Here is a 26541-nt window from a genome sequence, read left to right on the forward strand (position 1 = left end):
CTGCTGCTGGGCATCGGCCCGGCGAGGTCCGCGCAGCGCCCCCTCGCCGACGTCTACCTCGCCGCCCACCAGGCCGCCGACCAGCCCGCCGACCAGCCCGCCGGGGGCGTGCGCCTCGCCGTCTCGCACGGGGTGTTCCCGGGGCCGGACCGGCTGGCCGCCCGGGTCGACCTGGCCCCCGACATCGCCCGGTTCCGCCCCTGGCTGGGGAACTTCGGGTTCCCCGCCGACCTCGACGACGGCGCCGCGCTCGACGCGATGAACGTCCACCACGGCCCGGTCGCCATGGTGATCCACAGCCTCGCGACCAACCCGGTCGGCCCCGCCGCCGTGTCGTACTTCATCGCCGCGGTGCAGGGCGAGGCGGGTGCTGCGGCCGACCTCGACGCGACCCTGCGCCGCATGGAGCTCATCGCCACCGAGATCGCCCCGGCGCTGGGCTGGCGACCCGCGGCCGGACCCGCGCCCGCCCCGCCCGCGTCTGACCCGCCGACCCCCGCTGGCCTCGGAACTTCCCCTGCCCTCGGAACTTCCCCTGCCCTCGGAACTTCCCCTGCCCTGGGAACGTCTCCCGGCCCGGAGACTCCCGCCAGCCTGGCGACTTCCGCCGGACCTGAAAGGAAGCGATGACCACCACTCCCGACGGGCGTCCGCGGCGGATGCTGACGCTCGGCGCCGTGTTGCAGGGCGCCGGCGGTCACATCGCCGGCTGGCGCCATCCGCTGTCCCCACCCGACGGCGAACTCGACCTCGCCCATCACATCCGGGTCGCGCGGACGCTGGAACGTGGCACCTTCGACGCCCTGTTCATCGCCGACGTCGTCGCGATCTCGGGGACGGACCTGGACTCGCTGCACCGCACCGCCCGGTCGGTCCGGTTCGAGCCCCTGACCCTGCTGGCCGCGCTGTCGACGGTGACCGAGCGGATCGGCCTGGTCGGCACGGCCAGCACGACCTACGGCGAGCCGTTCCACGTCGCCCGCAAGTTCGCCTCGCTCGACCACCTGTCCGCCGGGCGTGCCGGCTGGAACGCGGTGACCTCGGTGCTGCCGCAGGAGGCCGCGAACTTCGGCCGCGACGCCCACCTCGAACACGGGCTGCGCTACCGGCGCGCCGAGGAGTTCGTCGAGGTCGTCCGCGCACTGTGGGACAGCTTCGACGACGGCGCCGTGCGGCGCGACACCGCCGCGGGTCGCTACTACGACCCCACCGGCCTGCGCACCCCCCACCACCGCGGCGAACACTTCACCGTGCGCGGGCCGCTGAGCATCTCCCGGCCCCCGCAGGGCCACCCAGTCATCTTCCAGGCCGGCTCGTCCGAGGCGGGCAGGGACTTCGCCGCCCGTCACGGCGAGGTGGTGTTCACCGGGCAGGGCACCCTGGCCGGCGCGCAGCGGTTCTACGCCGACGTGAAGGCGCGGGCCGCGGCGCACGGGCGCAACCCGGACCACCTGCTGGTCTGGCCGATCCTCGCGCCGATCGTCGGCGACACCGAGGCCGCCGCCCGGGCGCGGCGCGACGAGCTGCTGGAGCTCATCCACGACGACGTCGCCCGTCGCCTCGTCCAGGACACCGTCGGCGACGTGGATCTCTCGGGTTACCCGTTGGACGGGCCGTTGCCCGAGGTCGGCGAGACGAACCGCAGCCGCAGCCGGCAGGAGCAGATGCTCGACCTCGCCCGCCGGGAGAACCTGACGATCCGCGGGCTGGCCCGGCGGTCCTCCGGTGGCGGCATGATCACCGGCACGCCGGAGACGATCGCCGACCACGTCGAGGAATGGTTCACCGGCCGTGGCGCGGACGGCTTCAACGTCGGCTTCCCCTACCTGCCCGGCGCCGCCGACGACTTCGTCGACCAGGTGGTGCCGGAACTGCGCCGCCGCGGCCTGTTCCGCGAGTCCTACACCGAGACGACGCTGCGCGGGCATCTCGGCCTGCCGCGCCCGGTCGCCGTCGCGCGGCGGGACGACCCCACCCACCCGGCCGACCCCCGCGCGGACGCACCCGACCCTCGACCCGACCCTCGACCGGGCACCCAGCCGGATACGGGAGCCGGCGTCGAGACGACCAGGGCAGGAATCCGATGACGTCCACGCAGCCTCGCCGCGGCGGTCAGGTCCATCTCAACGCCTTCCTCAAGCCACCGGGGGAGTTCCTCGCCGCCTGGCGGCACCCACACGCCGTCGCCGACGCCGGGGTGAACATCCGGCACGTGATCGAGCTGGCCCGCACCGCCGAGCGGGGGACGTTCGACGCGATCTTCCTCGCCGACCTGGTCGGCGTCCCGCTGACCAGCCAGGAGGTGCTCTCCCGCGTCTCGGTCGTCAACGACTCCTTCGAGCCGACGACCCTGCTCGCCGCCCTCGCCACCGCGACGACCCGCATCGGGCTCGTTGCGACGGCGTCGACGACCTACAACGAGCCCTACCACCTGGCCCGGATCTTCGCCTCGCTGGACCACCTGTCCGGCGGACGGGTCGGCTGGAACCTCGTCACCTCCCTCAACGACGCGGAGGCGCGTAACTTCGGGCTGGACAGCCACGTCGAGCACGAGCTTCGCTACGCTCGGGCCGCCGAGTTCCACGACGTGGTGACCGGGCTGTGGGACAGCTTCGACGACGACGCCTTCCGGCACGACCAGGCCAGCGGGGTCTACTTCGACCCCGAGAAGATCCACTGGCTGAACCACGCCGGGACGCACTTCCGGGTCAGCGGGCCGCTGAACATCGCGCGCCCGCCGCAGGGCCGCCCGGTCGTCGTCCAGGCCGGCGCGTCCGAGACGGGCCGGGATCTCGCCGCCCGGGTCGGCGAGGTGATCTTTACCGCGCATCCGACCCTGCCGGCGGCGCAGGCCTACTACGCCGACATCAAGGCGCGGGCCGCGGCCGCCGGACGCGATCCCGACCATGTGATCGTGCTGCCCGCGTTGTCCACGATCGTGGGGCGGACCCAGGCCGAGGCCGAGGACAAGATCGCCGCGCTGCGGTCGTTGCTCGACCCGCGGGTGGCGCTCGCCGACCTCACCTACCGCCTCGGCGGGTTCGATCTCACCCAGTTCCCCCTCGATGGCCCGCTGCCCGAACTGCCACCGTCCAACCAGAGCCGCAGCGGCCAGCGGCAGATCCTGGACCAGGCCCGGGCGGACAACCTGACCATCCGCCAGCTCGCCGAGCAGATCGCCCGCGACGACCGGACGCTGGTCGGCACGCCGACGACCGTGGCCGACCACATCGAGGAGTGGTTCGAGCGGCGTGCCGCCGACGGTTTCAACGTGATCTTCCCGTACCTGCCGGACGCGCTGGACGACTTCGTGGACCTGGTCATCCCCGAGCTGCGCCGCCGCGGCCTGTTCCGCACCGCCTACACCGGCCGCACGCTGCGCGAACACCTCGGCCTGCCCCGTCCGCCCAGCCGCTACGCGTCCCGCTCCGGGGCATCGACCTGACCCCGCCACCGTCGACGCAGCCCCAGCACCGCGAGGCGGCGAACAGCCGCGCCGGCACGTGTCCGGGCCGGCGCCTGCATCAGGGCTTGTAGCCGACTGCGCCGTAGATGCTGACCTGGGCGTCGGTCAGCTCCGACAGTGGGATGGCCTTCACCCGGGAGGCCGGGTCTGTCGCGGTCACGCCGTTGCCGGCCGGGATCGTCTCGGCCGGGTCCGCGAACTCGGGACGCCAGCGGTGGACGACCTGCAGTCCGGGCTCCACGAGGTCCAGGCCCTCGAAGAACCGCTCGACCTGGGCTCGGGTGCGCAGGTGCATGGGGACGCCGCTGGCCAGGTAGGCCCGCTCGACCTCGCGCATCGCCGGATCGAAGTCGGCGGTCAGGTGGGTCAGCGAGACGTAGCTGCCCGACGGGAGCAGGTCGACGAGGTGCCGCATGATCCCGTACGGATCGTCGCCGTCCGGGATGAAGTGGAAGATCGCGATGAGGGACAGCGCGACCGGCCTGGTCAGGTCGAGGGTCTCGTGCAGCTCGGGGGCGGTGAGAATGCGCCGGGTGTCCCGCAGATCCGCGTCAATGTAGGCGGTGCGTCCCTGCGGGGTGCTGGTCAGCAGGGCGCGGGCGTGGGCGAGCACGATCGGATCGTTGTCGGTGTAGACGATCCGCGCGTCCGGGGCGACGTCCTGGGCGATCTCGTGCAGGTTCGGCGAGGTCGGGATGCCCGTGCCGATGTCGAGGAACTGGCGCAGCCCGAGCTCGGCGGCCAGGTATCGGGTCGTCCGGGTCATGAACAGGCGGTTCTGTCGGACCACGATCCGAGAGTTCGGAAACACGCCGAGGACCTGTTCCGCGGTCCTCCGGTCGGCGGGGAAGTTGTCCTTGCCGCCGAGAAAGTAGTCGTACATGCGGGCCGGATGCGGCACGTCGACCTTCAGGTCGAAGCCGGTGCCCTCCGGGACCTGTCCGGCCCGCTCACCGCCGGACTCCTCGGGCTTCCCGTCGACAGGGCCCTCGTCGACAGGGCCCTCGTCGGCAAGGCCCTCGTCGACGGTGGTCAGCACGCTCTCGGTCTCCGACACCGCGTTGCGCCCTTCGCCTTGGCGGATTGTCACGGGACCACCTTAGTGGGTGACATCGCGCCTGCGGTGAGAGATCGGGCGTATCCGGCACGTATGCCGCCCCGCCTCCGAACGCGGCCCGGAGCCGGATGCGGTGCGTTGTGCACGGTTCGGGCCGGCGGTTCGTACCCAACGCACCGCACCGCAACGCGCGTCCCGCGCGCCGCCGCCGGCCGTTACCGGCGAATGTTCGTGGTTGGGGGCGCGAGAGCCGGTGGTCAGGTCTGGATCGGGCCCGGGATCGGGGCTGGGGCTGGGGCTGGCGCGAGCAGTCCCCGGCGGCGCAGCAGGGGCAGGACGCCCTCGGCGAACCAGTACGCCTCCTCGAGATGCGGATGGCCGGAGAGGATGACGTGCTCGATGCCGAGATCGTGGTACTCGGCGATGCGGTCGGCGACCTCGGCGTGGCTGCCGACGAGCGCGGTGCCGGCGCCGCCGCGGACGAGGCCGAATCCCGCCCAGAGGTTCGGGGAGATCTCCAGCGCGTCGAGGCTGCCGCGGTGCAGGGCCGCCATCCGTTGCTGCCCGATCGACTCCGTCCCGGCGAAACGCCGCTGCGCCGCGGCGATCGCCGCCGGGTCGAGCTGGGCGAGCAGCTCGTCCGCAACCGCCCAGGCGGCGCCGGCGGTGTCCCGGGTGATGACGTGCAGCCGAATGCCGAACTGCAGCTCGCGGTCCTGGTCCTTGGCCAGGGCCCGCATCCGGTCGAGCCGTTCGGCGACGGCGGCCGGCGGCTCGCCCCACAGCAGGTAGACGTCGGCCTGCCGGGCGGCGACGAGTTCGGCCGCGGGGGAGGCGCCACCGAAGAAGATCGGTGGCGTTGGATCGGGACGCTCACGGAGCGTGGCGCCCCGCACCGCGTAGTGCTCGCCGTCGTAGTTGACCGGCCGGCCCGTCCACACTCCCCGGACGACCTGCAGGAATTCCTCGGTGCGCCGGTAGCGGGCGTCGTGGTTCAGCCAGTCGCCGAAGCGCTGCTGCTCGTCGGCGTCGCCGCCGCTGACCACGTTGAGCAGCAGCCGTCCGCCGGAGATGCGCTGGTAGGTCGCCGCCATCTGCGCGGCGAGGGTGGGGCTGAGGAAACCGGGCCGGAACGCCACCAGAAAGCGCAGCCGGGTGGTCTCGCGCAGCAGGGCCGCGGTGGTGAGCCAGGCGTCCTCACACCAGGTTCCGGTCGGGGTGAGCACGGCCTCGTACCCGAGCTGCTCAGCCGCGGCGGCGATCTGGGCGAGGTAGCCGATGCTCGGCGGCCGCTGGGCGGCGGGCTGGAGGTGGGGGGATTCCTTGGCGCTCACCGCGGCGGCGTCGAGGTTGCGGCTGTCCCCCGAGGTGGGCAGGAACCAGTGGGCGTGCACGCTCACGCGAGTCTCCCGGATGGCCGGAGGGCGAGGGGCGGGCGAGGGGCGGATCGGCGGCGTGAGCCTCGAATCGACGGCGCGTCCCGACCGGTGGACGCGTGGCCCGCGATCCTGCCGGCGGATCAGCCGCCCGACGGGCCGGCTGCGGCACCGATCAGTGAGACACCGGATGGCGCGGGGCGCGACACAGCGCGCTGGCAACCCGGGCGAAATCCACGTGCAGGCGGCAGACCAGGGTGGAATCTCCGCGCATGAATCAACGGTATGCCCCTACCGGAATTCAGTCCATCGCCACGCCCGGTGACACGCCGCACGAGGGCGCCGAGACGGTCCGCCGGCCGACGCCCGGAAAGGGCGCCGCGCAGGGGACGCAGCAGCCCAGGGACGGCGCCGCGCAGGGGACGCAGCAGGTTCAGGGACGGCGCTGCTCAGGGACGGCGCTGCTCAGGGACGGCGCTGCTCAGGGACGGAGCAGCACCTTGACCGCGCGGCGCTCGTCCATCGCCCGGTAGCCCTCGGCGACCTCGTCCAGCGGCAGTTCCAGATCGAAGATCCGTCCGGGCCGCACCCGGCCGGCGAACACGTCGGCGAGCAGCTCGGGCAGGTAGGCGCGCACCGGGGCGACCCCGCCCGCCAGCCGCACGTTCTTCATGAACAACGACCCCAGGGGCAGGTTGCCCAGCGGGGCGCCCACGCAGCCAAGCCGTCCACCGGGGTGGGCGACCGCGACGGCCTGCTCCAGCGACTCCTGCGAGCCGACGCACTCCAGGACGGCGTCGGCTCCATCGCCGAGCAGCTCGAGCACCTGCGCAATGCCGTCGGCGCCCCGACCGGCGACGATGTCGGTGGCGCCGAACTCGGCCGCCAGCTTCTGCCGGCTCGGTGTCCGCGACATCGCCACGACGCGCTCCGCCCCGAGGCGGCGGGCGGCAAGCACCGCACACAGGCCCACGGCGCCGTCGCCGACGACGACGACGGTGGAACCCGGACCCACCCCCGCGCTGACCGCGGCGTGGTGACCGGTACCCATCACGTCGGACAGCGCCAGGACGTCGGGCAACAACGCCTCGGGCAGCTCGGTGCCGACCCGCACCAGGGTCCCGTCGGCCAGTGGCGCCCGGATCCGGTCGCCCTGGCCGGCGTCGGAACGGGCACCGGAGCCGTCGTCGGTTCCCCAGACCGAGCCGTTCTCGCAGGAGGTCTGCAGGCCGGCAAGGCAGTACCGGCAGGTGCCGCAGCTGATCAGGAAGGGGGCGACGACCACGTCGCCCGGCCGCACGGTCGTGACCTCGTCGCCGACGTCCTCGACGACACCGACGAACTCGTGCCCGATGCGCTTCGGGAACACGCTGGGCGTCTTGCCGCGGTAAGGATGCAGGTCGGAGCCGCAGATGCAGCTCGCGGTCACCCGCACCACCGCGTCGGTGGGGCGCTGGACGACCGGGTCGGGAAACTCCCGCAGCGCGATCTTCCCGACGTCCTCAAGCAGGGTCGCTCGCACGGTTCCATGCCTCCCTGACGGTCGTCCTGGCGGTTGCCCACCGCGGGTGCGATCCGACCGTGGCCCGGACGGAACCGTACCTACCACCCGGACGCTATCCGATCCGGGCCGATCGGGCCGATCGGGGTGCCGGGCGGTTGCCCCGGCCGGTCGCTATCGTCCGTCCCATGCCCGATGTCGTTCCCGAGTCCACGACGGGGGCGGGACCCGTCGAGGAGGCCCTGGCGGCGGCGCGGGCCCTGCTACGCCGCAACCCCTACGGCTTCCTCGCCACCCGCGGCGCCCCGGCTCGCCGCGACACGTCCGACCGAGTCACCCACGACGAAGCCACCTTCCACCCGGCCACCTTCCCCGGGGCTGCACCCCACGTCCGGCTCGTCCAGCACCTCGCCGTGACCGACGACCTCACCGTGTGGATCGGCACCAGCCCGCGTTCCCGCAAGGTCGCCGACATCGCCGCGAACCCCGACAGTCAGGTGGCGTACGCGGTCGAGGACCGGGCGGCGTTCGCGTACCTGAGCGTCTCGGCGACCGTCAGTGTGGTCGACGACGAACGCGAGCGCGCCGCGAGATGGGAGGACGGCCTGGCCGCCTTCTTCCCCGCCGGCCCGCTCGGTGACGACTTCGTGCTGCTGAGGCTCGACCCACTGCGGCTGGAGCTGATGGACTTCACCCGCCGCCTGCACCCGGACCCGTTCGGCCTCGTTCCCGTCGTCGTCGAGCGCCACACCGGAATCTGGACGGCCGCACCGCCCGACCGCGCTCCCTGACCGAGCCGGTAATCGACTCGGAAAGCCTCGACGCAGGTCACGCCCGCAGGTCCGGCCGACGCCTCATGGCGCGTCCCGGCCGGCAGGTCAAGGCGGTTGCCCGGCGACATCGGCCACCGCTCGTCGCCGGCGAAGAACGTGACTCCCCCGGATACGCACACGAGGACCTTGTGCTCCGGGTGAGCATGCACGACGAACCGAGCGTCGGGCCCGGCGGACCAGCGCCGCGGGTCGAGGCGGAATCGACGAGGAACTGCACCGGGTTCACCGGACAACGTTGCCCGGCGCGTCGGATTGACCTGAACAGGACTTCACCGTGAAGGCTGGAGACGACGAAGGCACTTGCCGAGCCGGCGGTCGTGGCGGAATCGGCACCGGGTCAGGCGGCTGATGGTTGCCGAGCCTGACGCCGGCTGCGGGAGCCGGTCGGAACCGACGGGATGGGTCAGTCCGTGTATTTCGAGGAGGACGGATTCGCATGACGATTCTGGTGACGGGTGGGCGCGGGTCGGTGGCCCGTGCGCTGATCGACGAGCTGCTGGCCGTGGACGCACCGGTGCGGGTGGTGAGCCGGGATCCGGCCCACGCGGACGTGCCGGCGGGTGTGCAGGTCGCGGCGGCGGACCTGGCGCGGCCGGAGTCGGTCCCGGCGGTGCTCGACGGCGTGACCGCCGTGTTCCTCTACGCGGAGCCGGCGGGCATCGACGGTTTTCTCGACGCCGCCGCGGCGGCGAAGGTCGAACGGATCGTGCTGCTGTCCTCGCAGTCGGCCGGGGATGCCGACACGTCGACGCCGATCGCCCACCGTCACGTGGTGGTGGAGGAGGCGATCGCGGCATCCGGGCTGGCGTGGACGTTCGTGCGGCCCGGGGCGTTCGCCACGAACGCGCTGGCCTGGGCGCCGTCGATCCGGGCCGAGGGGGTGGTGCGCGGTGCGTATCCCGAGTCCCACTCCGCGCCGATCCACGAGCGGGACATGGCCGCGGTGGCCGCCCGCGCGCTGCTCGAGCCCGGCCACGAGGGCAAGCGCTACGCCCTCACCGGACCGGAGTCGTTGCCGACGCGCGGGCAGGTCGAGGTGATCGGTACGGTGATCGGCCGCCCGCTGCGCTTCGAGGCCATTTCGCTCGACCAGGCCCGGGCCCGGATGCTGGCGCAGATGGGCCCGTCGGCCTGGCCCGGCATCGCCGACACGCTGCTGCGGTACCAGGCGGACAGCGACGGCAAGCCGGTCGCGGTGTCGGACACCGTCGGTGCGGTCACGGGCCGGCCGGCGCGCACCTTCGCCACCTGGGTCGCCGATCACGCGTCGGCCTTCCGTCCCGGGCAGTAGCCGGACCGCGTAGCCGTGCCGCGTAGCCGGATTGCGCGGGCTCAGGCGGGAAACGACCTGTGGTGTGTTCGACCAACTTGTGGACGCGATGTCCGGTGCCTGGTGGACCTACCTGCTGGTCTGGGGGGTCTGCCTGCTCGACGCGGTCCTGCCGGTGGTCCCCAGCGAGACGATGGTCATCACCGGCGGGGTGCTCGCGAGCTCCGGCAACCTCAACCTTATCCTGATCATGGTTGTCGGGGCTGTCGGTGCGTTCGCGGGCGACAATCTCGCCTACGGGCTGGGGCGCCTGTTCGGTGAGCGCGTCGCCCGCCTGGTCGTCCGAGGGCCGCGCGGGGAACGGACGCTCGACTGGGCCCGGCGAACCCTCGACCGCCGAGGCGTCACCCTGATCATCGCTGCCAGGTTCGTGCCGGGCGGCCGGACCGCCACCACCTTGGTGGCTGGTACCACCCACTTCGACTACCGGCGGTTCGTGCCGGCGGCCGCGGTCGGTGCCGTCGGCTGGAGCGGCTACAACGCGTTGCTCGGCTTCGTGGGCGGATCCACCTTCACCGACGCGCCGTGGAAGGGCTTCCTGCTCGCGTTCGGGCTGGCGGGGACGGTCACCGTGGCGATCGAGGGCGGCCGGTGGCTGTGGTCGCGGCGGCATCCGCAGCCGTCCCAGCATGCCCGCGAGGACCGGGCGGCGAGCGACGACGGGCCGGGCGACGGCAAGCTGGACGTGCGCGGGGCCGGCGTGCGCGGGGCCGGCGAGCGCAAAGTGGACGAGCGCAAAGTGGACGAGCGCAAAGTGGACGAGCGCGGGCGGACGACCGCGACGCGGTAGGTCAGCCCGCAAGCACGGCGGAGATTCTCGCCCCGGTGGGTCCGCCCAGATCCGACACCGGGATCCACCGGTGGTCGGTGACCTCGTCGCGGCGCAGGTCCACCGTGCCTGGACCCGTGGACCGCAGGATCTGAAAAATGAACCGGAAATCGTAGTGGGTGTGTTCCGGCTCGCCCTTCTCCGGATTCTCGGGAATGCCGTGGACGTCAATGTCGACCGGGCGATTGCGCAGCGGCCGGACCGACGAGGGGAGAACGCCGGTCTCCTCGGCGAGCTCCCGCAGAGCGGCGGCCGCGAGGGTGGCGTCGGTGTCGTCGACATGCCCGCCGGGGAAAAGCCAGCGGTCGAGGGTGCGGTGGCGGACCTGCAGGACCCGAAAGGTCGTGTCCACGGCGATCGCCCCGCAGGTCACATGGCCTGGCAGAGTGGCGCGGGCGGTGACCGGCGCCGCGGTGGCCGCCAGGTCGAGCAGCGGGATCAGCCCCTCGGCCTCCGCCGGGTACGCGACCAGATAGTCCCGAACCACGGAGATCACCCGATCGTTCAATCTGTAATCCTCATTCATCGTCGGTATGCGTCGTTGGTGCGTGGTCGGGCCGGCCGGGCGGTCCTCGAATCCCACCGGCTCATGATGGCACGGGCTGTGTCATTCCCCGGCGCGGCCGCCGGGCACGCCGCCTGGACGGCCGGGCAGCGGGTCGGCGATCGGTGCCGGCCAATGAGCCGGGGCGGAGTGTGCTGGGCGGAGTGTTCTGGGCGGAGTGTGCGAGCAGGGGTGTGCGAGGAGGAGGGTTCGGGGTGTGGCGCCTGGCAGCGAGGCGGGCTCCGTGGCCGCCACGGGTTGAGGCCCTCAGCTGCCGCCCGGGCCGCCGGCCGTAGCGGGCCGGGCCCGGACGTGCATCCGCTCGCCCTGCGGACCGAACAGGCTGAGCAGCTCGAGCGGAGCGGGGTCCGGATTACCGAACCAGTGCGGCGTGCGGGTGTCGAACTCCGCCGCCTCACCCGGCCCGAGGACGAGGTCGTGCTCGCCGAGCACCAGCCGCAGCCGCCCGGAGAGCACATACAGCCATTCGTACCCCTCGTGCACCCGCTGGTCGGGCGGGCACTGCGGGGCGCAGGCCGGGGTGGCCGCCGGGTAGACCATCTTGTAGGCGCGGGGGCCGCCGGGGCGGCGGGTCATCGGCACGAAGACGACCCCGTCGCGGACGGTTGGCCGTGGGTGGATCCGGGGATCTCCGGTCGCCGGCGCGTCGACCAGCTCGTCGAGGGTCACCTGGTGCGCCCGGGCGAGCGGGAGCAGCAGCTCCAGGGTCGGCCGCCGCCCGCCGGACTCCAGCCGCGACAACGTGCTCACCGAGATCCCCGTCGCCGCCGACAACTGGGCGAGGGTCGTCTGCCGCGCGCGGCGCAGGGCCCGCAGCCGTGGGCCCACCCGGTCGAGGACCTCCTGCGCCGGCGGCTGCGAGTCGATGTCGGTCACACGGACCATTTGCCGTGCCAGCAAGCTCTGTTGTCAAGTACGTGTCGCCGGCGGGTTCGTGGCCGGCGGGTTCGCGTCGGCGTCGGCGGCGGCGGCGAGGGCGCGGGTGGCGAGCTCGGAGTAGAGGGCGGCGCCGTCGGGCAGGACGGTCTCGTCGAAGCGGGCGCGCGGGCTGTGGTTGAACGGCGCGGTGTGCGGGTCGGCGCCCGGGGCGGTCGCGCCGATGGCGACGAAGCTGCCGGGCACCTGCGCCAGCACCCGGGAGAAGTCCTCCGAGCAGGCCAGCGGGTGCGCGAGGTCGGTGTAGCGGCGTTCGCCGAACGTTTCGACGACGGCGCGGGCGGCGAGTGCCGTCTCGGCCGGATGGTTCACGGTCGCCGGCCGTTCGGGCACGAACTCGACGTCCGCGGTGACGCCGTGGCCATCGGCGATGCCCCGCAGCATCCGCCGAGCGGCCTGCTCGACCAGCTCGCCGGTGCCCGGGGAGAAGGTGCGCACGGTCGCCTCGAAGTACGCCTCGTCGGGAATCACGGTGCGCCGGGTGCCGGCCCGCAGGACGCCGACGGTCAGCACCACCGGGTCGAACACGTCGAACCGGCGGGTCACCATCGTCTGTAGGGCGAGGACCATCTCGGCGGTGGCGATGACGGGGTCGTGCGCGCGGTGCGGCATCGAGCCGTGCCCGCCCTCGCCGCGCACGGTGACGCGCAGCATCGCCGACGCCGAGGTGATCGGGCCCGTCCGGCCGCCGAACTGGCCGCGGGGCAGCGACGCGGAGAACACGTGCAGCCCGAAGGCCGCCGACACGCGCCGCCCGGAGGCGTCGAGCACCCCCTCGTCGATCATCAGTTGGGCGCCCTCCCAGCCTTCCTCGCCGGGCTGGAACATGAACACGACGTCGCCGGGCAGCCGGTCGCGGCGCGCGCTGAGCAGGTGGGCCGCGCCGACCAGCATGGCGGTGTGCAGATCGTGGCCGCAGGCGTGCATCACGCCCTCGACGGTGGAGGCGTGGTCGAACCCGGCGCTCTCCTGCACCGGCAGCGCGTCCATGTCCCCGCGCAGCAGCACCGCCGGCGCTCGCCCCGGACCCGCTCCCGCGCCGGTGCCGCGCAGGACCGCGGTCACCGAGCTCGCGCCGCGGCCGGTGGTGACCTCCAGCGGGAGCCCGTCGAGGGCGGCGAGGACCTTGTCCTGCGTCCGCGGCAGATCCAGGCCGATCTCCGGCTCACGGTGCAGGCGACGTCGCAGGTGCACGAGGTCGTCAGACAGGGAGCGCGCGTCGTCGAGCACGGACATGGCCGGTCCTCTCGGTGGACGGAGCGGGGACGGGCTCGGACACCGGTGAGGTGCGTCGGTGCCCCTGACTGAGCCTGCGCGAGAGTGCGTTGACCCGCGCCGGACAATGATCCAGCCGGGCACCGTCAGCGGACCTACGGTAGCCGTGGGATCAGGCAACTGCGGAGGCGGACCGATATGCACATCGACCGGATCGACCATCTCGTGCTGACCGTGGTCGACGTCGAACGCACCGTCGACTGGTACGCGCGGGTCCTGGGGATGACGCCGGTGACGTTCCGCGGCGGCCGGCGGGCGCTGGCCTTCGGCCGGCAGAAGCTCAACCTGCACGAGGCCGGCCGGGAACTCGAGCCGAAGGCCGCCCGCCCCACCCCCGGTTCGGCGGACCTCTGCCTGATCAGCGGCCGGCCGCTCGACGAGGTGCGGTCCCATCTCGCCGCGCTCGGGGTGCCCGTCGAGCAGGGCCCGGTGGACCGCACCGGCGCGACCGGTCCGATCACCAGCGTCTACGTCCGGGACCCGGACGACAACCTGATCGAGATCAGCATCTACGACGACGCCGAGCCGTCGGCCTCCACCGCCTGACCGGGCTGCTCGGGCACGCCCTCCCCGAGTCCGGTGGCGCCGGTCCCGGTGGCGCCGGTCCGGGTGGCGCCGGTCCTGGTCGCGTCAGGCTCGGTCGTGCCGGTCGCGGTCACACCGGTTGGCGTCGTGCCGGGTTCGATGGCGGTCTCGTCGGGTCCGTTGGGGACGCCGGCGGCGTGCAGCACCAGGGTGCCGAGCAGGGCGACGGCCAGGTTCAGCGCGAACGCCGTGACGGCGATGTAGCCGGCCTGGCCCAGGCCCGGCACGGCTGCCAGCGACCCGCCGAAGTGGCGGGCCGCCGCGCTGTGCTGCGCGTACGCCTGCGCGGTGCCGTAGCAGATGCCCACCAGCCAGCCGGCGAGCAGCGCCCGCCGATGTAGCCGGGGTCGCCACAGGGCGAGGACGACCGCCGGGAAGGTCTGCAGGATCCACACCCCGCCGAGAAGCTGCAGATTGATCGAGTTCTGCGTGTCCAGACCGAGGACGAACACCAACGCCCCGGCCTTGACCAGCAGCGACGCGACCTTGGACACGGCGGTCTGCTCGGCCGCCGTCGCGCCCGGCCGCAGGTGCCCGACGTAGATGGTGCGGGTGAACAGGTTCGCCGCCGCGATCGACATGATCGCCGCGGGAACCAGCGCGCCGATCGCGACCGCGGCGAACGCGACGCCGGTGAACCACGCCGGGAACTCCCGCTCGAACAGCAGCGGTACCGCCAGCCGCGGGTTCGTGGTGTGCACGCCGGCTGCGATCGCCACGTAGCCGAGCAGTGCGAGGAAGGCCAGCAACAGGGAGTACAGCGGCAGGACGGCGGTGTTGCGGCGGATGACCTCCCGGCCGCGGGTCGCCAGCACGCCGGTGATCGCGTGCGGGTACAGGAACAACGCCATCGCCGAGCCGAGCGCGAGGGTGCCGTAGGCGAGGAAGTCCTTCGGCCCCGGAATGAACACGGCCGTCGCCGGGCGACCCGCCCCGGCCGCCGCGGCGTTCGCCGCATTGAACTTCCGCTCGGCCGCGTCGAAGATCGCGCCGAAGCCGCCCAGCCGGTGCGGGAGGACGATGACGGCGACCAGCACGACGGCGTAGATGAGCAGGTCCTTGGCGAACGCGATGAGGGCCGGCGCCCGCAGCCCGGCCGTGTAGGTGCAGACGGCGAGGATGCCGAACGCGACGATGACCGGCAGGTCGCGGACGACGGGGTTGCCGCTGTTCGTCCCGACGCCCATCACCTCCAGCACCGCCTGCATGCCGACGAGCTGCAGGGCGATGTAGGGCATGGTCGCGACGATGCCGGTCACGGCGACCGCCAGGGCCAGCGCTCGCGAGCCGTACCGGCCGCGGACGAGGTCGGCCGGGGTGACGTAACCGTGCCGGTGCGCCACCGTCCACAGCCGCGGCATCAGGACGAAGACCATCGGCCAGACGATGGTGGTGTAGGCGACGGCGAACCAGCCGGACACGGCGCCCGCCGCGTACATCGCGCCGGGCACGGCGACGAACGTGTAGGCGGTGAAGATGTCGCCGCCGATGAGGAACCAGGCGACGAACGAGCCGAACCCGCGCCCGCCGAGCCCCCATTCGTCGAGGCTTGCCAGCGGCCCCGGTCCGGTGCGCCGCCAGCGGACCGCCCCGAAACCGAGGATGGCCACCGCGGCGAACAGCGCGGTGAACACGGCGAACTCCACCCCGTGGAAGGGGGTGTGAAGCGGTTGGGTAGCGAGCGAAACACCGCCGGTCGGGGTCAGGTCGGCGCCGGCCCGCGTCACCGCTCCCCCCGACCGCCGGCCGCGTCCCGCCGCTCCCGACCGGCCCGACCGGGACCGGCCTGACCGGCCTGACTGGGAGCGGCCCGACCGGCCTGACCGGCACCGGCCTGGGAGCCCGCCGCGGTGGGACGCCGGCTGGCCCGGCCCAGCAGCCAGGTGCAGCCGGCCATCCCGGCGGCGCCGAGTAGGAGCCACAGCAGCGTGTACCAGTAGAAGAACGGGAACCCCCACAGCCGCGGACCGCGCCGCGCGTAGGTGCCGACCAGCAGCAGGGCGATGACCTGCACCGCGAGCACGGCCGCGGTTGCGGTCCGCGCGACAAGTCCGTCGGGGTGTCGGACGGCGCGGGATCGGCGGCGGCGGCCGGGGTCGGCGGCGCCACGGGCATGCGTCATCCGGCGTCACTCCTGAGGAGAGATTACACAGGGGAGTCCGACGATGACTTTAAGGTGAGATCTTTGAAGATGCCGGGAGGGGACCGGCGTGTGGCGTGTGGCCTTCGCGGGGTACTGCCGATCAGCCTGACGACGTGCTGGCGACGGCCGCGGCGGTCCCGGCGGCGGCCGCCGCGCTCTGCGCCTCCTGGATGACCTTCCGGACGATCGGCGCGATCGGCGTCTGCTCCGTCGCGGCGGCGATGCGGGCCTTGGCCCGGCGGCGGTCGGCGCGCTGCGGGGCGACCACCTCCAGCAGGCGGGACGGCCCGGACAGGGCGAGCACGGTGGCCGTGCGCGGATCCAGCGGCCCGTCGCCGGCCGCGGCCGCCCGCATCCGCTTCACGACCTCGTCGCGCGCCTCACCGCGCAGCACCGGGTGGCGAGTGATCCGCACGACCAGGATCCGGTCACGCCGGCGCCCGAGCACTCCGGTGTCGACGAGCCCGTCGACAACCCGGGACCAGACCCCGCCGACCGCCCCGTCCAGGCGACGGAGCTGGTCGGCCGCCCGCCGTCCGCGGACCGTGCCGAGCGCCGCATGGACGTCGGCGAGCAGCGGGTGCGCGGGACGGGGACCGATCGGCGCGAGCCGGCGGCCGTCCTCCTCGACCAGCCCCGCGAGCCCCAACTCGGCGACGAGCGCGCCGGACAGCGCCACACCCAGCGGCTGGCGAGAGGAGTTCACCGGAGTCCCGCGGTCCGGGTCGAGCGCGAGCAGCAGCAGGTCCTCGGCGAGCAGCACGGCCGTCGTCCCCTCTCCAGGATCGAACCTGTCCAGGCTCGAACCCCTGCGGGCTCGAACCCCTGCGGGCTCGAACCCCTGCGGGCTCGAACCCCTCCGATCGAACGCGGTGGGACCGTGCCCACTGCGCAGGCGAGGATCATGCCCTCGCCGCCGTGAGCGCAACCCTGGCGTCGCCCGGCCGACAGTCGAACCGCCCCGGATCCACCCGAGCCGGACGCGGGAGGACACGTCCTGGTTATGTAGCTCGTGGTCATCGGGCTCGTGGTCATGAACGTCGGGCTCGTCCGACGGCGCGGCGCGGTTGCGCGGGTCAGGCCTGCTCGGTCCGCTGGAGGATGACGAGTTGCCGGGTCGCTCGGGTCATCGCGACATACCGGTCGACGGCTCCTTCGATGCCGTCGCCGAACGCCTCCGGGTCGACGAGAACGACCAGATCGAACTCGAGCCCCTTCGACAGCTCCGGGGTCAGCGACCGGACGCGGGGCCTCGCCCGCACCAGCGCGTCCTGGCTGTCACCCGCGCCGATGACGCAGGCGATCCCGTCGGCGTGCGCGGCGAGCCAGGCGTCGAGGATGGAGCCCAGCTCCGAAACAGATCCGTGCCCGACGGGGACGCCGCTGCTGCGGATGGAGGTCGGCACGTTGGCGTCCGGGAGCGCGGCCCGGATGACCGGCTCGGCCTGCGCCATGATCTCCGCCGGCGTCCGGTAGTTGATGGTCAGCGCGGCCAGCGTGATCCGGTCGAGCCCGATCCGCTCGAGCCGCTCCTGCCACGACTCGGTGAATCCGTGCCTGGCCTGGGCTCGGTCCCCGACGATGGTGAAGCTGCGCGACGGGCAGCGCAGCAGCAGCATCTGCCACTGCGCGTCGGTCAGTTCCTGGGCCTCGTCCACGACGATGTGCGCGAAGGGGCCGGCGAGCACGTCCGGGTCGGCGCTGGGCAGCGCGGTTTCGTCGACCAGGGCGTCGTGGAAGTCCTCGCCGCGCAGCATCGTCACCAGGCCCGCACCGTACTCGTCGTCGGTGGCCGCGCTGAAACTGTCCACGACCTTGGCCATGTGCTCGCGGTCGGCGGCGACCCGGGCGGCGTGCTGACGCTGACGTCGGGACGCCGCCGGGTCGCCGAGCCGCTGGCGGGCCGCGTCCAGCAGCGGCAGGTCGGACACCGTCCAGGCGCGGGCATCCGGTCGCTGGAGCCGCGCGACCTCGTCGGGGCGCAGCCAGGGGGCGCACTTGCGCAGGTAGGCGGGCACCGACCACAGATCGGCGACGAGGTCGGCCGCTTCGAGCAGCGGCCACGCCCGGTTGAAGGCCGCGCGCAGCGCCCTGTTCCGCAACAGCGACCTGCGCAGCAGGTCGGCGGGCGCGTCGCCGTCGTGGGAGTCCATCAGGATCGTGAGCAGCTCCGCCCAGACCTCCTCGCGCGCCTCGTTGTGGGCGGTACCGGGCGCCGGTGCGTCGAACGCCTCGGCCCAGTCGCCCGCGCTCAGCCAGATGTCGTTCCAGTGGGTCGTGACGGTCATTCCCTTGGCGGGCGGCTCCTCGTAGAACCGGACGGCCGTCTCGATCGCCTTCACCAGGTTCGCGGACGACTTCAGCAGGGCCACGTCCGGGTCTGTGTCGATCACTGCCGTGGCTCCCTCGGTGACGAGGTCCCGCAGCGTGCAGGTCTGCACGCCCTCCTCGCCGAGACTGGGGATGACGTCGGCGACATAGGTCAGGTAGGGCTGGTGCGGACCGACGAACAGCACGCCGCCCCGGCGGTGCCCGAGGCGAGGGTCGGAGTAGAGCAGGTAGGCGGAGCGGTGCAGCGCGACGACGGTCTTGCCGGTACCCGGTCCGCCGTCGACGACGAGGGCGCCGCCGGATCCGGCCCGGATGATGGCGTCCTGGTCGGCCTGGATGGTGCCGAGCACGTCGCGCATCCGGGCCGACCTGGTGCCGCCCAGGCTGGCGATGAAGGCGGACTGGTCGTCGAGCGCGGCGTGCCCCTCGAACCCGTCCGCGGTGAACACCTCGTCCCAGTAGTCGCTGATCCGACCGCGGGTCCAGCGGTATCTGCGGCGGCTGGCCAGCCCCATCGGGTTGGCGTGGGTCGCGCCGAAGAACGGCTCGGCCGCGGGGGAGCGCCAGTCGAGCAGCAGCCGCCGGCCCGCGCTGTCCGCGAGGCCAAGGCGGCCGATGTACACGGGCTCGGGGTTGTCCGCGCCGACGATGTGCCCGAGGCAGAGGTCCAGCCCGAAGCGACGCAGGGCGCGTAGGCGAGCGGTCAGCCGGTGGATCTCCAGGTCCCGGTCCAACGCCTGCTGGCCCGTGCCGCCGGGCGTCCGGCGCTCGGCATCGAGGCGGCCGGACAGGTCGGCGATCGACTGCTCGAGGCTCACGGCGATGGCCGTGAAGTGCCGTTCGTCGCCGGCGATCAGCTTCGGGTCGGCCTTGGGACCGAGATGGTCGGGGAGGTCGAACGCACTGGTGGCCAGGGGGTTCACGGCACCAGTTCCGATCCGAGCAGTTCCGATCCGAGCAGTTCCGATCCGAGCCTCCTGACTTCGCCCGACCTCGTCGTCGACGACAACACCCGCATTCCGCGACTCCCCGTTCCCGCAGCTTCTGGCCTCGGCCTGCGATTCTGCGGCACGACCCGAGTCTTGCCGCAAGCCCCCCAGTGTGCTATAGGTTGAAAGTGGAAGAGGGTGGGGGCCTTCCCCATGTCGGTGAGCCAGCCCGGAAAGTTTTCCGCCGGTGCCCGGATCCCACCCACCAGCGCCAGCAGGCTGAACACCCCATCGGTGATTGCCCGCGTGTTCTCGGGGCCCACGAGGTAGCCGAGCCAGATCGCGAACGCCGGCCGTAGCTGCCGGTTCCAGCCGATCGACCGCTCGGCCGCGATCCGCCCGGTGCTGCCGAGGACGGCGTTCATCGCCCCGAACGACGCCATACTGATCATGATGTACGGGCGACGGTCGGGTCGCCGAGGCGGTCGTCTTCGCTCCCGGCGCTGAACGCGGCCACCGACGAGCGCCCTGACCTCCGTGGTCGGGCCGTCGGCGATGATCCGGCCGCAGCGTGGCAGGACGATACGCCCGGGCCCGGGCCAGGGTCTGCGATCTCGCCGACACCCGCACCGACTGACTCTCCGGCGGCCAGCGCCCAACGGGTCAGCTTCGCCCTGGCCCGCGGGCCAGCACCTCCTGGGTCGGCCGTGTCGACGCCGACCGTCCGCCGATCCCGACTCTTGACACCGGCTGTGATCTACCTAACATGTCGCACTACGTGTTCTAGGTAATCCTCCATGGATCCGCGGCTGCGTCTGGAGTCCGACATGAACACAGAGTCCCCTGATCGACCTGGCTCTGGGCCTGGGCCTGGCTCTGGGCCTCGGCCGGCGCCGAGACCGGGGCCGGACGGCCCGGCGCCCGTGTCGAGTCCGTCGCTCGCCGGACTGCGGGTGATCGACCTGTCGGCGACGATGCCGGGGGCGCTCGCGACCCAGTTCCTGGCCGGCGCCGATGTCGTCGGGGTCGAGCGACCGGGGGGCAGCCCGCTGCGCCGCTCACCGGCCTGGCCGGCCGTCGGCGGCGGCCGGCGCAGCATCATCGTGGACCTGCATCACCCGGCCGACCGGACCGTGCTCGACGGGCTGCTCGCCGGCGCCGACGTCGTGGTGACCACCCTGCGCCCGAGGACCGCCCGTCGCCTCGGCCTCGGCCCTGACGACCTCGCCCGGCGCAGTCCGCGCCTGGTCAGCGTGGCAATCACGGGCTGGGGTTCGGCCGGTCCCTGGGCGGACCTGAAGGGCTACGAGGCCCTGGTCATGGCCAAGCTCGGCATGTTCCACGCCAAGCGGCGGCTGGTTTCCCGGCCCGGCCCGGCGTACAGCTCGGTGGCCTACGCCACCTGGGGCGCCGCCCACACCGCCGTGCAGGGGATCGTGGCCGCGCTGGTCGAGCGGGCGTCCAGCGGGCGCGGCCAGCACGTGGAGGCCGACCTGGTCCGCGGGGCCAGCATGATCGATACCTGGAGCTGGTTCGAGCACCTCGTCGCGGTGCGTTTCCCCGACGCCTACCGGACCGTCGAGGCCACCACCCCGGCGGGCGACCCGGTCAGCGCGCTGGTCTACCCGCTGCTCGTGGCGCCGACCAGGGACGGCCACTGGTTGCAGTTCGCCCAGGTCGAGCCCCGCCTGTTCGCGGCGATGCTGACGGAGTTCGGCCTCACGCCGCTGCTGGACGACCCGAAGTGGGCGGGCTTACCCGTCCTGGCGACCCAGGAGTTACGCACCGAACTCCTGGAAATCATGATCCGCAAGGTGGGGGAGCGCACCCTCGCGGACTGGCAGCAGGTCTTCGCGACCAACCCGGACATCAACGCCGAGGTGTTCACCGTCGCCTCGGGCGTGCTGGACCATCCGCAGATCCGCCATGACGGCCGCGTCGTCGTCCTCGACACCGCCGAGCACGGCCCGGTCCGCCGCCCCACCACCCTCGTGCACGTCGACGGCGCCCCGCTGTCGCCCCCGCGCCCCGCCCCCCGGCCGGACGAACACGGAGCCGAACTGCGCGCCGAAGCCGCAGCCGCCCCGCGCTCCGCCGCCCCGCGCTCCGCCGATCGGCACACCGTCGCCCCGCACACCGCCCCGGGCTCCCCCGCCTCGCCCGCTGCCGTGCCGACCGCCGATGCCGACCCCGCCGCGTCGGTGCCGGGCGGTTCGCCGCTGGCCGGTGTCACGATCCTGGAGTTCGGGCTGATGTTCGCGGCCCCGTTCGGTACGACGATGCTGGCCGACCTTGGCGCCCGCGTGATCAAGGTCGAGACGCTGGCGGGCGACACCATCCGGCGGATTCTGCCCTTCCCGGAGCTCGGCGCGGTGCGGGTCATGCAGGGTAAGGAGAGCATCGCTCTCGATCTCGGCACCGACGAGGGCCGGCGCATCGTGCACGAGCTGGCGCGGCGCAGCGACGTGGTGCTGCAGGCGTTCCGCGCCGGCGCCGCCGAGCGGGCCGGTGTCGACGCGGCCACGCTGCGGGCGGTCAACCCGGACCTCGTCTACGTCAACGCGCCGGGATACGGCACCGACGGCCCCTGCGGGGACAAACCCGCCTACGCGCCGTCGATCGGCGCGGCCACCGGAATCGCGCTGACCGAGGCGCCGAGCGCGGCGAACGCCACCTCGCTCGCGGAGATCAAGTCCGCCGCCGTGCGGATCAGGTCGGCCTCGGCGGTGTCGAGCCTGCAGGCCGACGGTCTCGCCGCGCTCGGTGTGGCCTCGGCGATCTCGCTCGGCCTGCTGGCCCGCACCCGCGGCCGTCCCCTCGGCCCGATGACCGTCACGATGCTCGCGACCGGCATGCACGCGCTGCTGGAGCAGGTCGTCGAGTACGCGGGCCGACCGGCGTGGCCCGTCGTCGACGAGGGCGGGCACGGCCTGACCGCGCTCTACCGGATGTACCCGGCGGCGCGGGGCTGGGTGTTCCTCGCCGCGCCCGCACCGCGGGAGTGGGCGGCACTCGCCACCACCCTCGCGGCGGATCCGGCCGTCGAGCCGGCCACCGACCCCCTCGCCGCCGCCCGCCTGGCCGCCGACCCTCGGTTCGCCACGGCCGCCGGCCGCGCCGAACATGATCACGAGCTGGCCGTCGCACTCGGCCGGATCTTTGCCACCCGTCCCGCGGCCGAGTGGGAACAGCGGCTGACCGCCGCCGACGTGGGCTGCGTCCAGGTCACCGAGATGGATGCGGAGCTGCAGCTCCAGACCGACCCGGTGCTCGCCGCCGAGTACGCCTCGCCGGCCGTGAGCCCCATCTGCGACGACCACCTGCGCATGGGCCCGCCGGTGCGCTTCTCCCGGTCGGCCACCCGCAGCCCGGGCGGCTGCCTGGCCGGCGAACACACCGAGGCCCTCCTACGCGAGCTCGGCTACGCCGACGAGGAGATCAAGGCCCTGCGTGCCCGTGCCGTCGTCGGCTGACGTCAGCTCGAGGCCGAGATGAGACAGGACGGCAGGTAAACGGGAAGGGGTGGCCCCCCCGGCCTCCGCTCTGCCCGGCGGGTGGTGCTAGCTGATGTACGGCACACCCCCGGACAGGTACTGATCAATGCGAGCCGGTGTGCACCCGGGCCAGCCGTAGACCCTCCTCCATGGCGGGTGCGCTCGCCGTCCACCGCCCGCACGAGCAGGAGACGTCGAAGGTCCCGTCGTCGTTCGGCCGCACCGACTGGGCCACGCACTGGTCGCCGGAGTTGGCGGCCTCGTGGAGGAACTCGGTCGGCGAGTCGTACATCACGTTGTCGCTCATCAATCCTTCTCCATCTTTCGTCGATGCCAACGCGTTCAGCCGGCCCGCAGCGAGCCGAGCAGAGCCTCGACGTCCGCCAGCACGCGCAGCGTGTCGTTGAGATGGGTGCAGGTCGACGTCCCGAGGAAGGTTCGGCGCACGAACGGGCGCAGCCCGGCCAGCGGCATCCCGGCGAGCCGGGTGGCACTGGCGGCGGCGGCCGGGCACTCGACGAACGGCAGCGCGCGGGCCGTGGCCTCGCAGCTCAGGAACGTCGAGGTGGCCGTGTCGACCTCGGCGGTCACGGTGTACTCGTGGATGACGGTCGCCACGCCCTCGGGCAGGACGTAGGAGTCCCGGAACAGGGCGTCCACGTGGGCCCGGGCGGCGGAGTCGTCGAGGCGGACGTCGATACGGCGCGCCCGGCGCATGTCGCGCGGGGGCAGCGGCGGGGTGTCGTGCCAGGCCAGCGGGTCGGTGGGGCGGGCGAGCGACGGGGCGATGGGACCGGTCACCACCGGGGAGTGGCCGAACGCCGCGACCTCGTGCATGATCGTCCCACCCGTGGCGAAACCCGCGCACAGGTCCGCGATGTGTCGGTAGTCGCCCTGGCGCATCGGTGGGATCGCCGGGGTACCGGCCTCCCGTGCCTCCCGCGCAGCGGCGCCGTAGGCGTGGCCGGAGACGAGCGCCGCGCCGGGCAGGTCGTCCAGTACCAGGTAGAGCAGGTCCTCCTCGGCGGCCAGCGCCGGGTCGACCTCGTCGAGGCGCGATCGGAAGCCCGCGGCCACCGAGCGACCGACCAGCCCGGCCAGCGCCGGTCGGGTCGGGTCGCTGGTGATCTGGAGCAGCTCACGTCCGGCGGTGAAGTCCACCACGGCGTGCACCGTCGCCTCGCTCAGCACCTCGGCGCCCGCCGCAGCGTCGCCCACCCCGTCGCCGCCCGGCCTTGCGTCGCCCACCCCGTCGTCGCGCACCCCGTCGTCGCCCGGTCGGGCGCTGGCTGTGCGCAGGTCGCGGCCTCGCCCGACGAGGTGCAGCGGGCCGCCGAAACCCTCGGGGCGCAGCATGTCGATCGTGCTGGTGCGGCGGACCGAGCCGGCCGCGCGAGCGGGCGTGCCGCTGGTCGGCTCGTGGATGCCGTGCCGCGGATGCAGGGTCCGCAGGGGAACCGTCGTCATCGGCGGATACGCCTCTCTCTCGGTGTGCGTTCGGCGGCCTCGACGAGACCCGCCCGTCGGACGATCGGCGGGCGCGCGGCGTCCCGACTGTGGCCATGCCCGGGGCCGCTCAAATGAAAACGCCTTTTTCAGGGGATTGTTCCCCCGGAGCCGCCTGTCAACGGGGCGCCGTGCCCGGACGGCGGCCGTCGCGGGGAAGCCGAGGCTGGCGCCCGTCTTGGTTGCGTAGGCAATTGCAGGAGTTTGACGACGGTCTTCGGCGGGCGCCCGGTCCACAACCTCCTGCATCTGCTGGCCGGCATCTGGCCGGGGCTGCCACCCGTCGATCTACACACCGTCTGCGATTGGTTGGCTACGATATGGGTTTCATCCGAGCGGAACTCCGATGATCTTCGGGTTTCGCGGAACCGTGCCGCGGTTCCGCGGAACCGCGGCGTGCCTGGGACGCGAACCCGGCGTCATGACGACCCCGACGTCCATGAACACCACTTGTTCCCACGCCCACACCTCGACGAGCCCGGATCAGGCGGCGTAGACAAGCCGTCCGATCGCAATCGGATACGTGGCCAAGTGGCTGCTGGTTGCTGATTGGCGGTTGCGGTTGGCGGTTGGTTCAGCCGATGCCGGGGGCGGGCCGGCCGGAGGACGCTCCGAGGGCGCGGAAGACGAAGTCGGCGACCCGGTCCGCCGTCTCGGCGGGGCGCTCGGCTGGCGGGCACAGGAGCTGACGATCCAGGGCCCGGCCGAGCACCGCCTGGATCTGCTCGGCGTCGGCTCGCGGATCCGCCCAGGGGAAGGAGCCGTCTTCCACGCCCCGGCGCAGGATCGCCGCGAGGGCCGCCTCCTGGGTGGTCTGGAACCGTTCCCGTTCCGCCGCGAAACCGCGGGCCCGGCGGGTCTCCTCGGAGCTCAGGATCAGCGCGCGCCGCCGGCGTGGTTCCGCCGACATCAGGTGCAGGACGCCGTCGATCCAGCGGCGCAACGCCTCACGGGCGGTCGTGGCCGCGGCGATCGAGGCGGTCAGCTCGGCGGTGACGCGCTCGCAGTCGCGGCGGAACAGTGCCAGCAACAGGCTGTCCTTGGACGCGAAGTGGCGGTAGAAGGCGCGCGTCGACAGGCCGGCGGCCTGCAGGATGTCGGTGATCGACACGGAGACGCCCTCGCTCGCGAGCAGGCACCGGCAGGCGGCGTCCATGATCAGCTCTCGCTCGTCGTCCTGGTCGTCCGAGACCGCCATCGCGCCACCTCCTCGCCAGCTCCCGCGCCCTCGCCGGCTCCCGCGCCCTCGTCACGTCCAGCCGCGGGCCTCGCCCCCGTCCGACCCACCGCCTCCCGGATGGCCTAGACGATCATCCTACCGACCGTCGGGCCGCCCGCCCGGGTCCGACCCCACCTCCCGGCCGGGGGGCCGCCGCGCAGATCCGGCACCTGTTTGCCAGGGTGGACGGATGGACCTGCGCATTTTCATCGAGCCTCAGCAGGGTGCCTCCTACGAGCGGCAGCTCGCCGTGGCGAGGGCAGCCGAGGACGCCGGCTTCGACGGATTCTTCCGTTCCGACCACTACCTGCGGATGGGGCCGGGTGATGCGTCGCCGGGGCCCTCGGACTCCTGGGTGACGCTGGCGGCCCTGGCCCGCGAGACCTCGCGGATCCGGCTGGGCACCCTCGTCACCTCCGCGACCTTTCGGCTGCCCGGGCCGCTGGCCATCGCCGTCGCGCAGGTGGACGCGATGAGCGGCGGCCGCGTGGAGCTGGGCCTCGGCGCCGGCTGGTTCGAGGCGGAACACACCGGCTACGGCATCCCGTTTCCCTCGGTCGAGGAACGGTTCGACCGGCTGACCGAGCAGCTTGCGATCATCACCGGGCTGTGGGGAACCCCGCCCGGCGAGACGTTCTCCCACGACGGCCGGTACTACCGGCTCGCAGACAGCCCGGCGCTGCCGAAGCCGGTGCAGCGGCCCCGGCCGCCGATCATCATCGGGGGAGCCGGGCCGCGGCGCACCCCGCAGCTCGCCGCCACCTACGCGGCCGAGTTCAACGCCGCCTTCGCCCCCGCCGACGTGGTCGGGCAGCGGTTCGCCCGGGTCCGTCAGGTGGCCGCGGCGGCCGGCCGTGAGCCGGCGGACCTCGTCTACTCCACCTCGAACGTCGTCGTCTGCGCGAAGTCGGACGCGGACCTCGCCCGGCGGGCCGAGCGCATCGGCCGCGAGGTCGACGAGCTGCGCACCAACGGCTTCGCCGGCACCCCCGAGGAGATCCTGGCCAAGCTCGCGACCTTCGGCCCCGACGGCGCCGGGGCGAGCCGGATCTACCTGCAGCTGCTCGACCTGGCGGACCTCGACCACCTCGACCTGATCGCCGCCGAGGTGCTCCCGTACGTCTGAGCGGGCGGGCCGGGCGGCCGGCGGCCGGCCGGTCCCGGGC

The 26541-nt window shown here is 73.1% G+C and carries 22 protein-coding genes and 2 pseudogenes; 9 read left to right on the top strand and 15 right to left on the bottom strand.

What is annotated here, in order from left to right; genetic code table 11:
- The 3 genes and pseudogenes from ND748_RS06230 to ND748_RS06240 form a co-directional block, all read left to right on the top strand.
- Positions 1-630 (top strand): annotated as a pseudogene (locus ND748_RS06230) (LLM class flavin-dependent oxidoreductase); the annotation flags it as partial.
- Complete coding sequence (locus tag ND748_RS06235; RefSeq protein WP_251744708.1) at positions 627-2087, top strand: LLM class flavin-dependent oxidoreductase; 1461 nt, start codon at positions 627-629, stop codon at positions 2085-2087. The pseudogene ND748_RS06230 and the gene ND748_RS06235, both read left to right, overlap by 4 nt.
- Positions 2084-3445, top strand: a complete 1362-nt coding sequence (locus tag ND748_RS06240; protein WP_251744709.1) for an LLM class flavin-dependent oxidoreductase — start codon at positions 2084-2086, stop codon at positions 3443-3445. The genes ND748_RS06235 and ND748_RS06240 overlap by 4 nt, the downstream gene beginning before the upstream one ends.
- 79 nt (positions 3446-3524) lie before the next feature.
- Here ND748_RS06240 and ND748_RS06245 read toward each other — a convergent pair whose 3' ends face one another.
- The 3 genes from ND748_RS06245 to ND748_RS06255 form a co-directional block, all read right to left on the bottom strand.
- A complete protein-coding gene (locus tag ND748_RS06245) occupies positions 3525-4502 on the bottom strand; it encodes an SAM-dependent methyltransferase (protein WP_374215853.1) in 978 nt (325 codons plus the stop codon).
- Between the two features lie 278 nt (positions 4503-4780).
- Positions 4781-5923: an LLM class flavin-dependent oxidoreductase gene (locus ND748_RS06250; protein WP_251744710.1), complete on the bottom strand. Its 1143-nt coding sequence runs from the start codon at positions 5921-5923 to the stop codon at positions 4781-4783.
- 457 nt (positions 5924-6380) lie between these two features.
- Positions 6381-7421 (bottom strand): zinc-dependent alcohol dehydrogenase family protein, encoded by a 1041-nt coding sequence (locus ND748_RS06255; RefSeq protein WP_251744711.1) that lies wholly within the window; start codon positions 7419-7421, stop codon positions 6381-6383.
- A gap of 167 nt (positions 7422-7588) precedes the next feature.
- Here ND748_RS06255 and ND748_RS06260 point away from each other — a divergent pair, with 167 nt between their 5' ends.
- Positions 7589-8191 (top strand): pyridoxamine 5'-phosphate oxidase family protein, encoded by a 603-nt coding sequence (locus tag ND748_RS06260; RefSeq protein WP_251744712.1) that lies wholly within the window; start codon positions 7589-7591, stop codon positions 8189-8191.
- A 59-nt stretch (positions 8192-8250) separates the two neighbouring features.
- On the opposite strand, the pseudogene ND748_RS33835 reads toward ND748_RS06260, so the two are convergent.
- A pseudogene (locus ND748_RS33835) lies at positions 8251-8466 on the bottom strand (cupin domain-containing protein); the annotation flags it as partial.
- 203 nt (positions 8467-8669) lie between these two features.
- Here ND748_RS33835 and ND748_RS06270 point away from each other — a divergent pair.
- Positions 8670-9524 (top strand): NAD(P)H-binding protein, encoded by an 855-nt coding sequence (locus ND748_RS06270; protein ID WP_251744713.1) that lies wholly within the window; start codon positions 8670-8672, stop codon positions 9522-9524.
- A 64-nt stretch (positions 9525-9588) separates the two neighbouring features.
- Positions 9589-10353 (top strand): DedA family protein, encoded by a 765-nt coding sequence (locus tag ND748_RS06275; RefSeq protein WP_251744714.1) that lies wholly within the window; start codon positions 9589-9591, stop codon positions 10351-10353.
- Position 10354: 1 nt separating this feature from the next.
- On the opposite strand, the gene ND748_RS06280 is transcribed toward ND748_RS06275, so the two are convergent.
- The 3 genes from ND748_RS06280 to ND748_RS06290 form a co-directional block, all read right to left on the bottom strand.
- On the bottom strand, positions 10355-10900 hold the full coding sequence (locus ND748_RS06280) for an NUDIX domain-containing protein (protein WP_251744715.1): 546 nt from the start codon (positions 10898-10900) through the stop codon (positions 10355-10357).
- 303 nt (positions 10901-11203) lie between these two features.
- Entirely contained in the window at positions 11204-11842 is a 639-nt protein-coding gene (locus ND748_RS06285) for a helix-turn-helix domain-containing protein (RefSeq protein WP_251744716.1), read from the bottom strand.
- A gap of 24 nt (positions 11843-11866) precedes the next feature.
- Positions 11867-13129: a M20 family metallopeptidase gene (locus ND748_RS06290; RefSeq protein WP_251744717.1), complete on the bottom strand. Its 1263-nt coding sequence runs from the start codon at positions 13127-13129 to the stop codon at positions 11867-11869.
- Positions 13130-13306: 177 nt separating this feature from the next.
- On the opposite strand from ND748_RS06290, the gene ND748_RS06295 reads away from it, so the two are divergent.
- A complete protein-coding gene (locus ND748_RS06295) occupies positions 13307-13714 on the top strand; it encodes a VOC family protein (protein ID WP_251744718.1) in 408 nt (135 codons plus the stop codon).
- Here the strand turns inward: ND748_RS06295 and mctP are convergent.
- The 5 genes from mctP to ND748_RS06320 all read right to left on the bottom strand — a co-directional run bounded on the left by mctP (position 13678) and on the right by ND748_RS06320 (position 19581).
- Entirely contained in the window at positions 13678-15480 is a 1803-nt protein-coding gene (gene mctP, locus ND748_RS06300) for a monocarboxylate uptake permease MctP (protein WP_251744719.1), read from the bottom strand. The genes ND748_RS06295 and mctP overlap by 37 nt on opposite strands.
- The gene (locus tag ND748_RS06305) at positions 15477-15875 is read right to left on the bottom strand and encodes a DUF3311 domain-containing protein (RefSeq protein ID WP_251744720.1); all 399 of its coding nucleotides are present in this window, start codon (positions 15873-15875) and stop codon (positions 15477-15479) included. Before ND748_RS06305 ends, mctP begins: the two co-directional genes overlap by 4 nt.
- A gap of 121 nt (positions 15876-15996) precedes the next feature.
- Positions 15997-16659, bottom strand: a complete 663-nt coding sequence (locus tag ND748_RS06310; RefSeq protein WP_251744721.1) for a GPP34 family phosphoprotein — start codon at positions 16657-16659, stop codon at positions 15997-15999.
- A gap of 313 nt (positions 16660-16972) precedes the next feature.
- Positions 16973-19150, bottom strand: coding sequence for an RNA polymerase recycling motor ATPase HelR (gene helR / locus ND748_RS06315; RefSeq protein ID WP_251744722.1), 2178 nt, complete (start codon positions 19148-19150; stop codon positions 16973-16975).
- Complete coding sequence (locus ND748_RS06320) at positions 19147-19581, bottom strand: hypothetical protein (protein WP_251744723.1); 435 nt, start codon at positions 19579-19581, stop codon at positions 19147-19149. The genes helR and ND748_RS06320 overlap by 4 nt, the downstream gene beginning before the upstream one ends.
- Positions 19582-20130: 549 nt before the next feature.
- Between ND748_RS06320 and ND748_RS06325 the strand changes: the two genes are divergently transcribed.
- Positions 20131-22629 carry a CoA transferase gene (locus ND748_RS06325; protein ID WP_374215854.1) on the top strand — a complete coding sequence of 833 codons (2499 nt, stop codon included), beginning with the start codon at positions 20131-20133 and terminating at the stop codon, positions 22627-22629.
- A gap of 124 nt (positions 22630-22753) precedes the next feature.
- Here ND748_RS06325 and ND748_RS06330 read toward each other — a convergent pair whose 3' ends face one another.
- From ND748_RS06330 to ND748_RS33840, 3 genes are all read right to left on the bottom strand, one after another.
- A complete protein-coding gene (locus ND748_RS06330; protein ID WP_251744725.1) occupies positions 22754-22957 on the bottom strand; it encodes a hypothetical protein in 204 nt (67 codons plus the stop codon).
- Positions 22958-22992: 35 nt separating this feature from the next.
- Positions 22993-24117 carry a DUF2889 domain-containing protein gene (locus ND748_RS06335; RefSeq protein ID WP_251744726.1) on the bottom strand — a complete coding sequence of 375 codons (1125 nt, stop codon included), beginning with the start codon at positions 24115-24117 and terminating at the stop codon, positions 22993-22995.
- Positions 24118-24730: 613 nt separating this feature from the next.
- Positions 24731-25354, bottom strand: a complete 624-nt coding sequence (locus ND748_RS33840; RefSeq protein WP_285901684.1) for a TetR/AcrR family transcriptional regulator — start codon at positions 25352-25354, stop codon at positions 24731-24733.
- Positions 25355-25565: 211 nt separating this feature from the next.
- Here ND748_RS33840 and ND748_RS06345 point away from each other — a divergent pair, with 211 nt between their 5' ends.
- Positions 25566-26501, top strand: coding sequence for an LLM class F420-dependent oxidoreductase (locus ND748_RS06345; RefSeq protein WP_251744727.1), 936 nt, complete (start codon positions 25566-25568; stop codon positions 26499-26501).
- Positions 26502-26541 lie beyond the last annotated feature (40 nt).

The sequence above is a fragment of the Frankia sp. AiPs1 genome, from assembly GCF_023716945.1.
Classification (GTDB): Bacteria; Actinomycetota; Actinomycetes; order Frankiales; family Frankiaceae; genus Frankia.

Excerpts from the sequence above, each read along its gene's own strand:
- ND748_RS06345 (WP_251744727.1), top strand. The coding sequence starts at position 25,566 with ATGGACCTGCGCATTTTCATCGAGCCTCAGCAGGGTGCCTCCTACGAG.
- ND748_RS06290 (WP_251744717.1), bottom strand. The coding sequence starts at position 13,129 with ATGTCCGTGCTCGACGACGCGCGCTCCCTGTCTGACGACCTCGTGCAC.
- ND748_RS06320 (WP_251744723.1), bottom strand. The coding sequence starts at position 19,581 with ATGAACGCCGTCCTCGGCAGCACCGGGCGGATCGCGGCCGAGCGGTCG.
- ND748_RS06240 (WP_251744709.1), top strand. The coding sequence starts at position 2,084 with ATGACGTCCACGCAGCCTCGCCGCGGCGGTCAGGTCCATCTCAACGCC.
- ND748_RS06285 (WP_251744716.1), bottom strand. The coding sequence starts at position 11,842 with ATGGTCCGTGTGACCGACATCGACTCGCAGCCGCCGGCGCAGGAGGTC.
- ND748_RS06330 (WP_251744725.1), bottom strand. The coding sequence starts at position 22,957 with ATGAGCGACAACGTGATGTACGACTCGCCGACCGAGTTCCTCCACGAG.
- ND748_RS06325 (WP_374215854.1), top strand. The coding sequence starts at position 20,131 with ATGCCGGGGGCGCTCGCGACCCAGTTCCTGGCCGGCGCCGATGTCGTC.
- ND748_RS06260 (WP_251744712.1), top strand. The coding sequence starts at position 7,589 with ATGCCCGATGTCGTTCCCGAGTCCACGACGGGGGCGGGACCCGTCGAG.
- ND748_RS33840 (WP_285901684.1), bottom strand. The coding sequence starts at position 25,354 with ATGGCGGTCTCGGACGACCAGGACGACGAGCGAGAGCTGATCATGGAC.
- ND748_RS06335 (WP_251744726.1), bottom strand. The coding sequence starts at position 24,117 with ATGACGACGGTTCCCCTGCGGACCCTGCATCCGCGGCACGGCATCCAC.
- ND748_RS06295 (WP_251744718.1), top strand. The coding sequence starts at position 13,307 with ATGCACATCGACCGGATCGACCATCTCGTGCTGACCGTGGTCGACGTC.
- ND748_RS06305 (WP_251744720.1), bottom strand. The coding sequence starts at position 15,875 with ATGACGCATGCCCGTGGCGCCGCCGACCCCGGCCGCCGCCGCCGATCC.
- ND748_RS06235 (WP_251744708.1), top strand. The coding sequence starts at position 627 with ATGACCACCACTCCCGACGGGCGTCCGCGGCGGATGCTGACGCTCGGC.
- ND748_RS06270 (WP_251744713.1), top strand. The coding sequence starts at position 8,670 with ATGACGATTCTGGTGACGGGTGGGCGCGGGTCGGTGGCCCGTGCGCTG.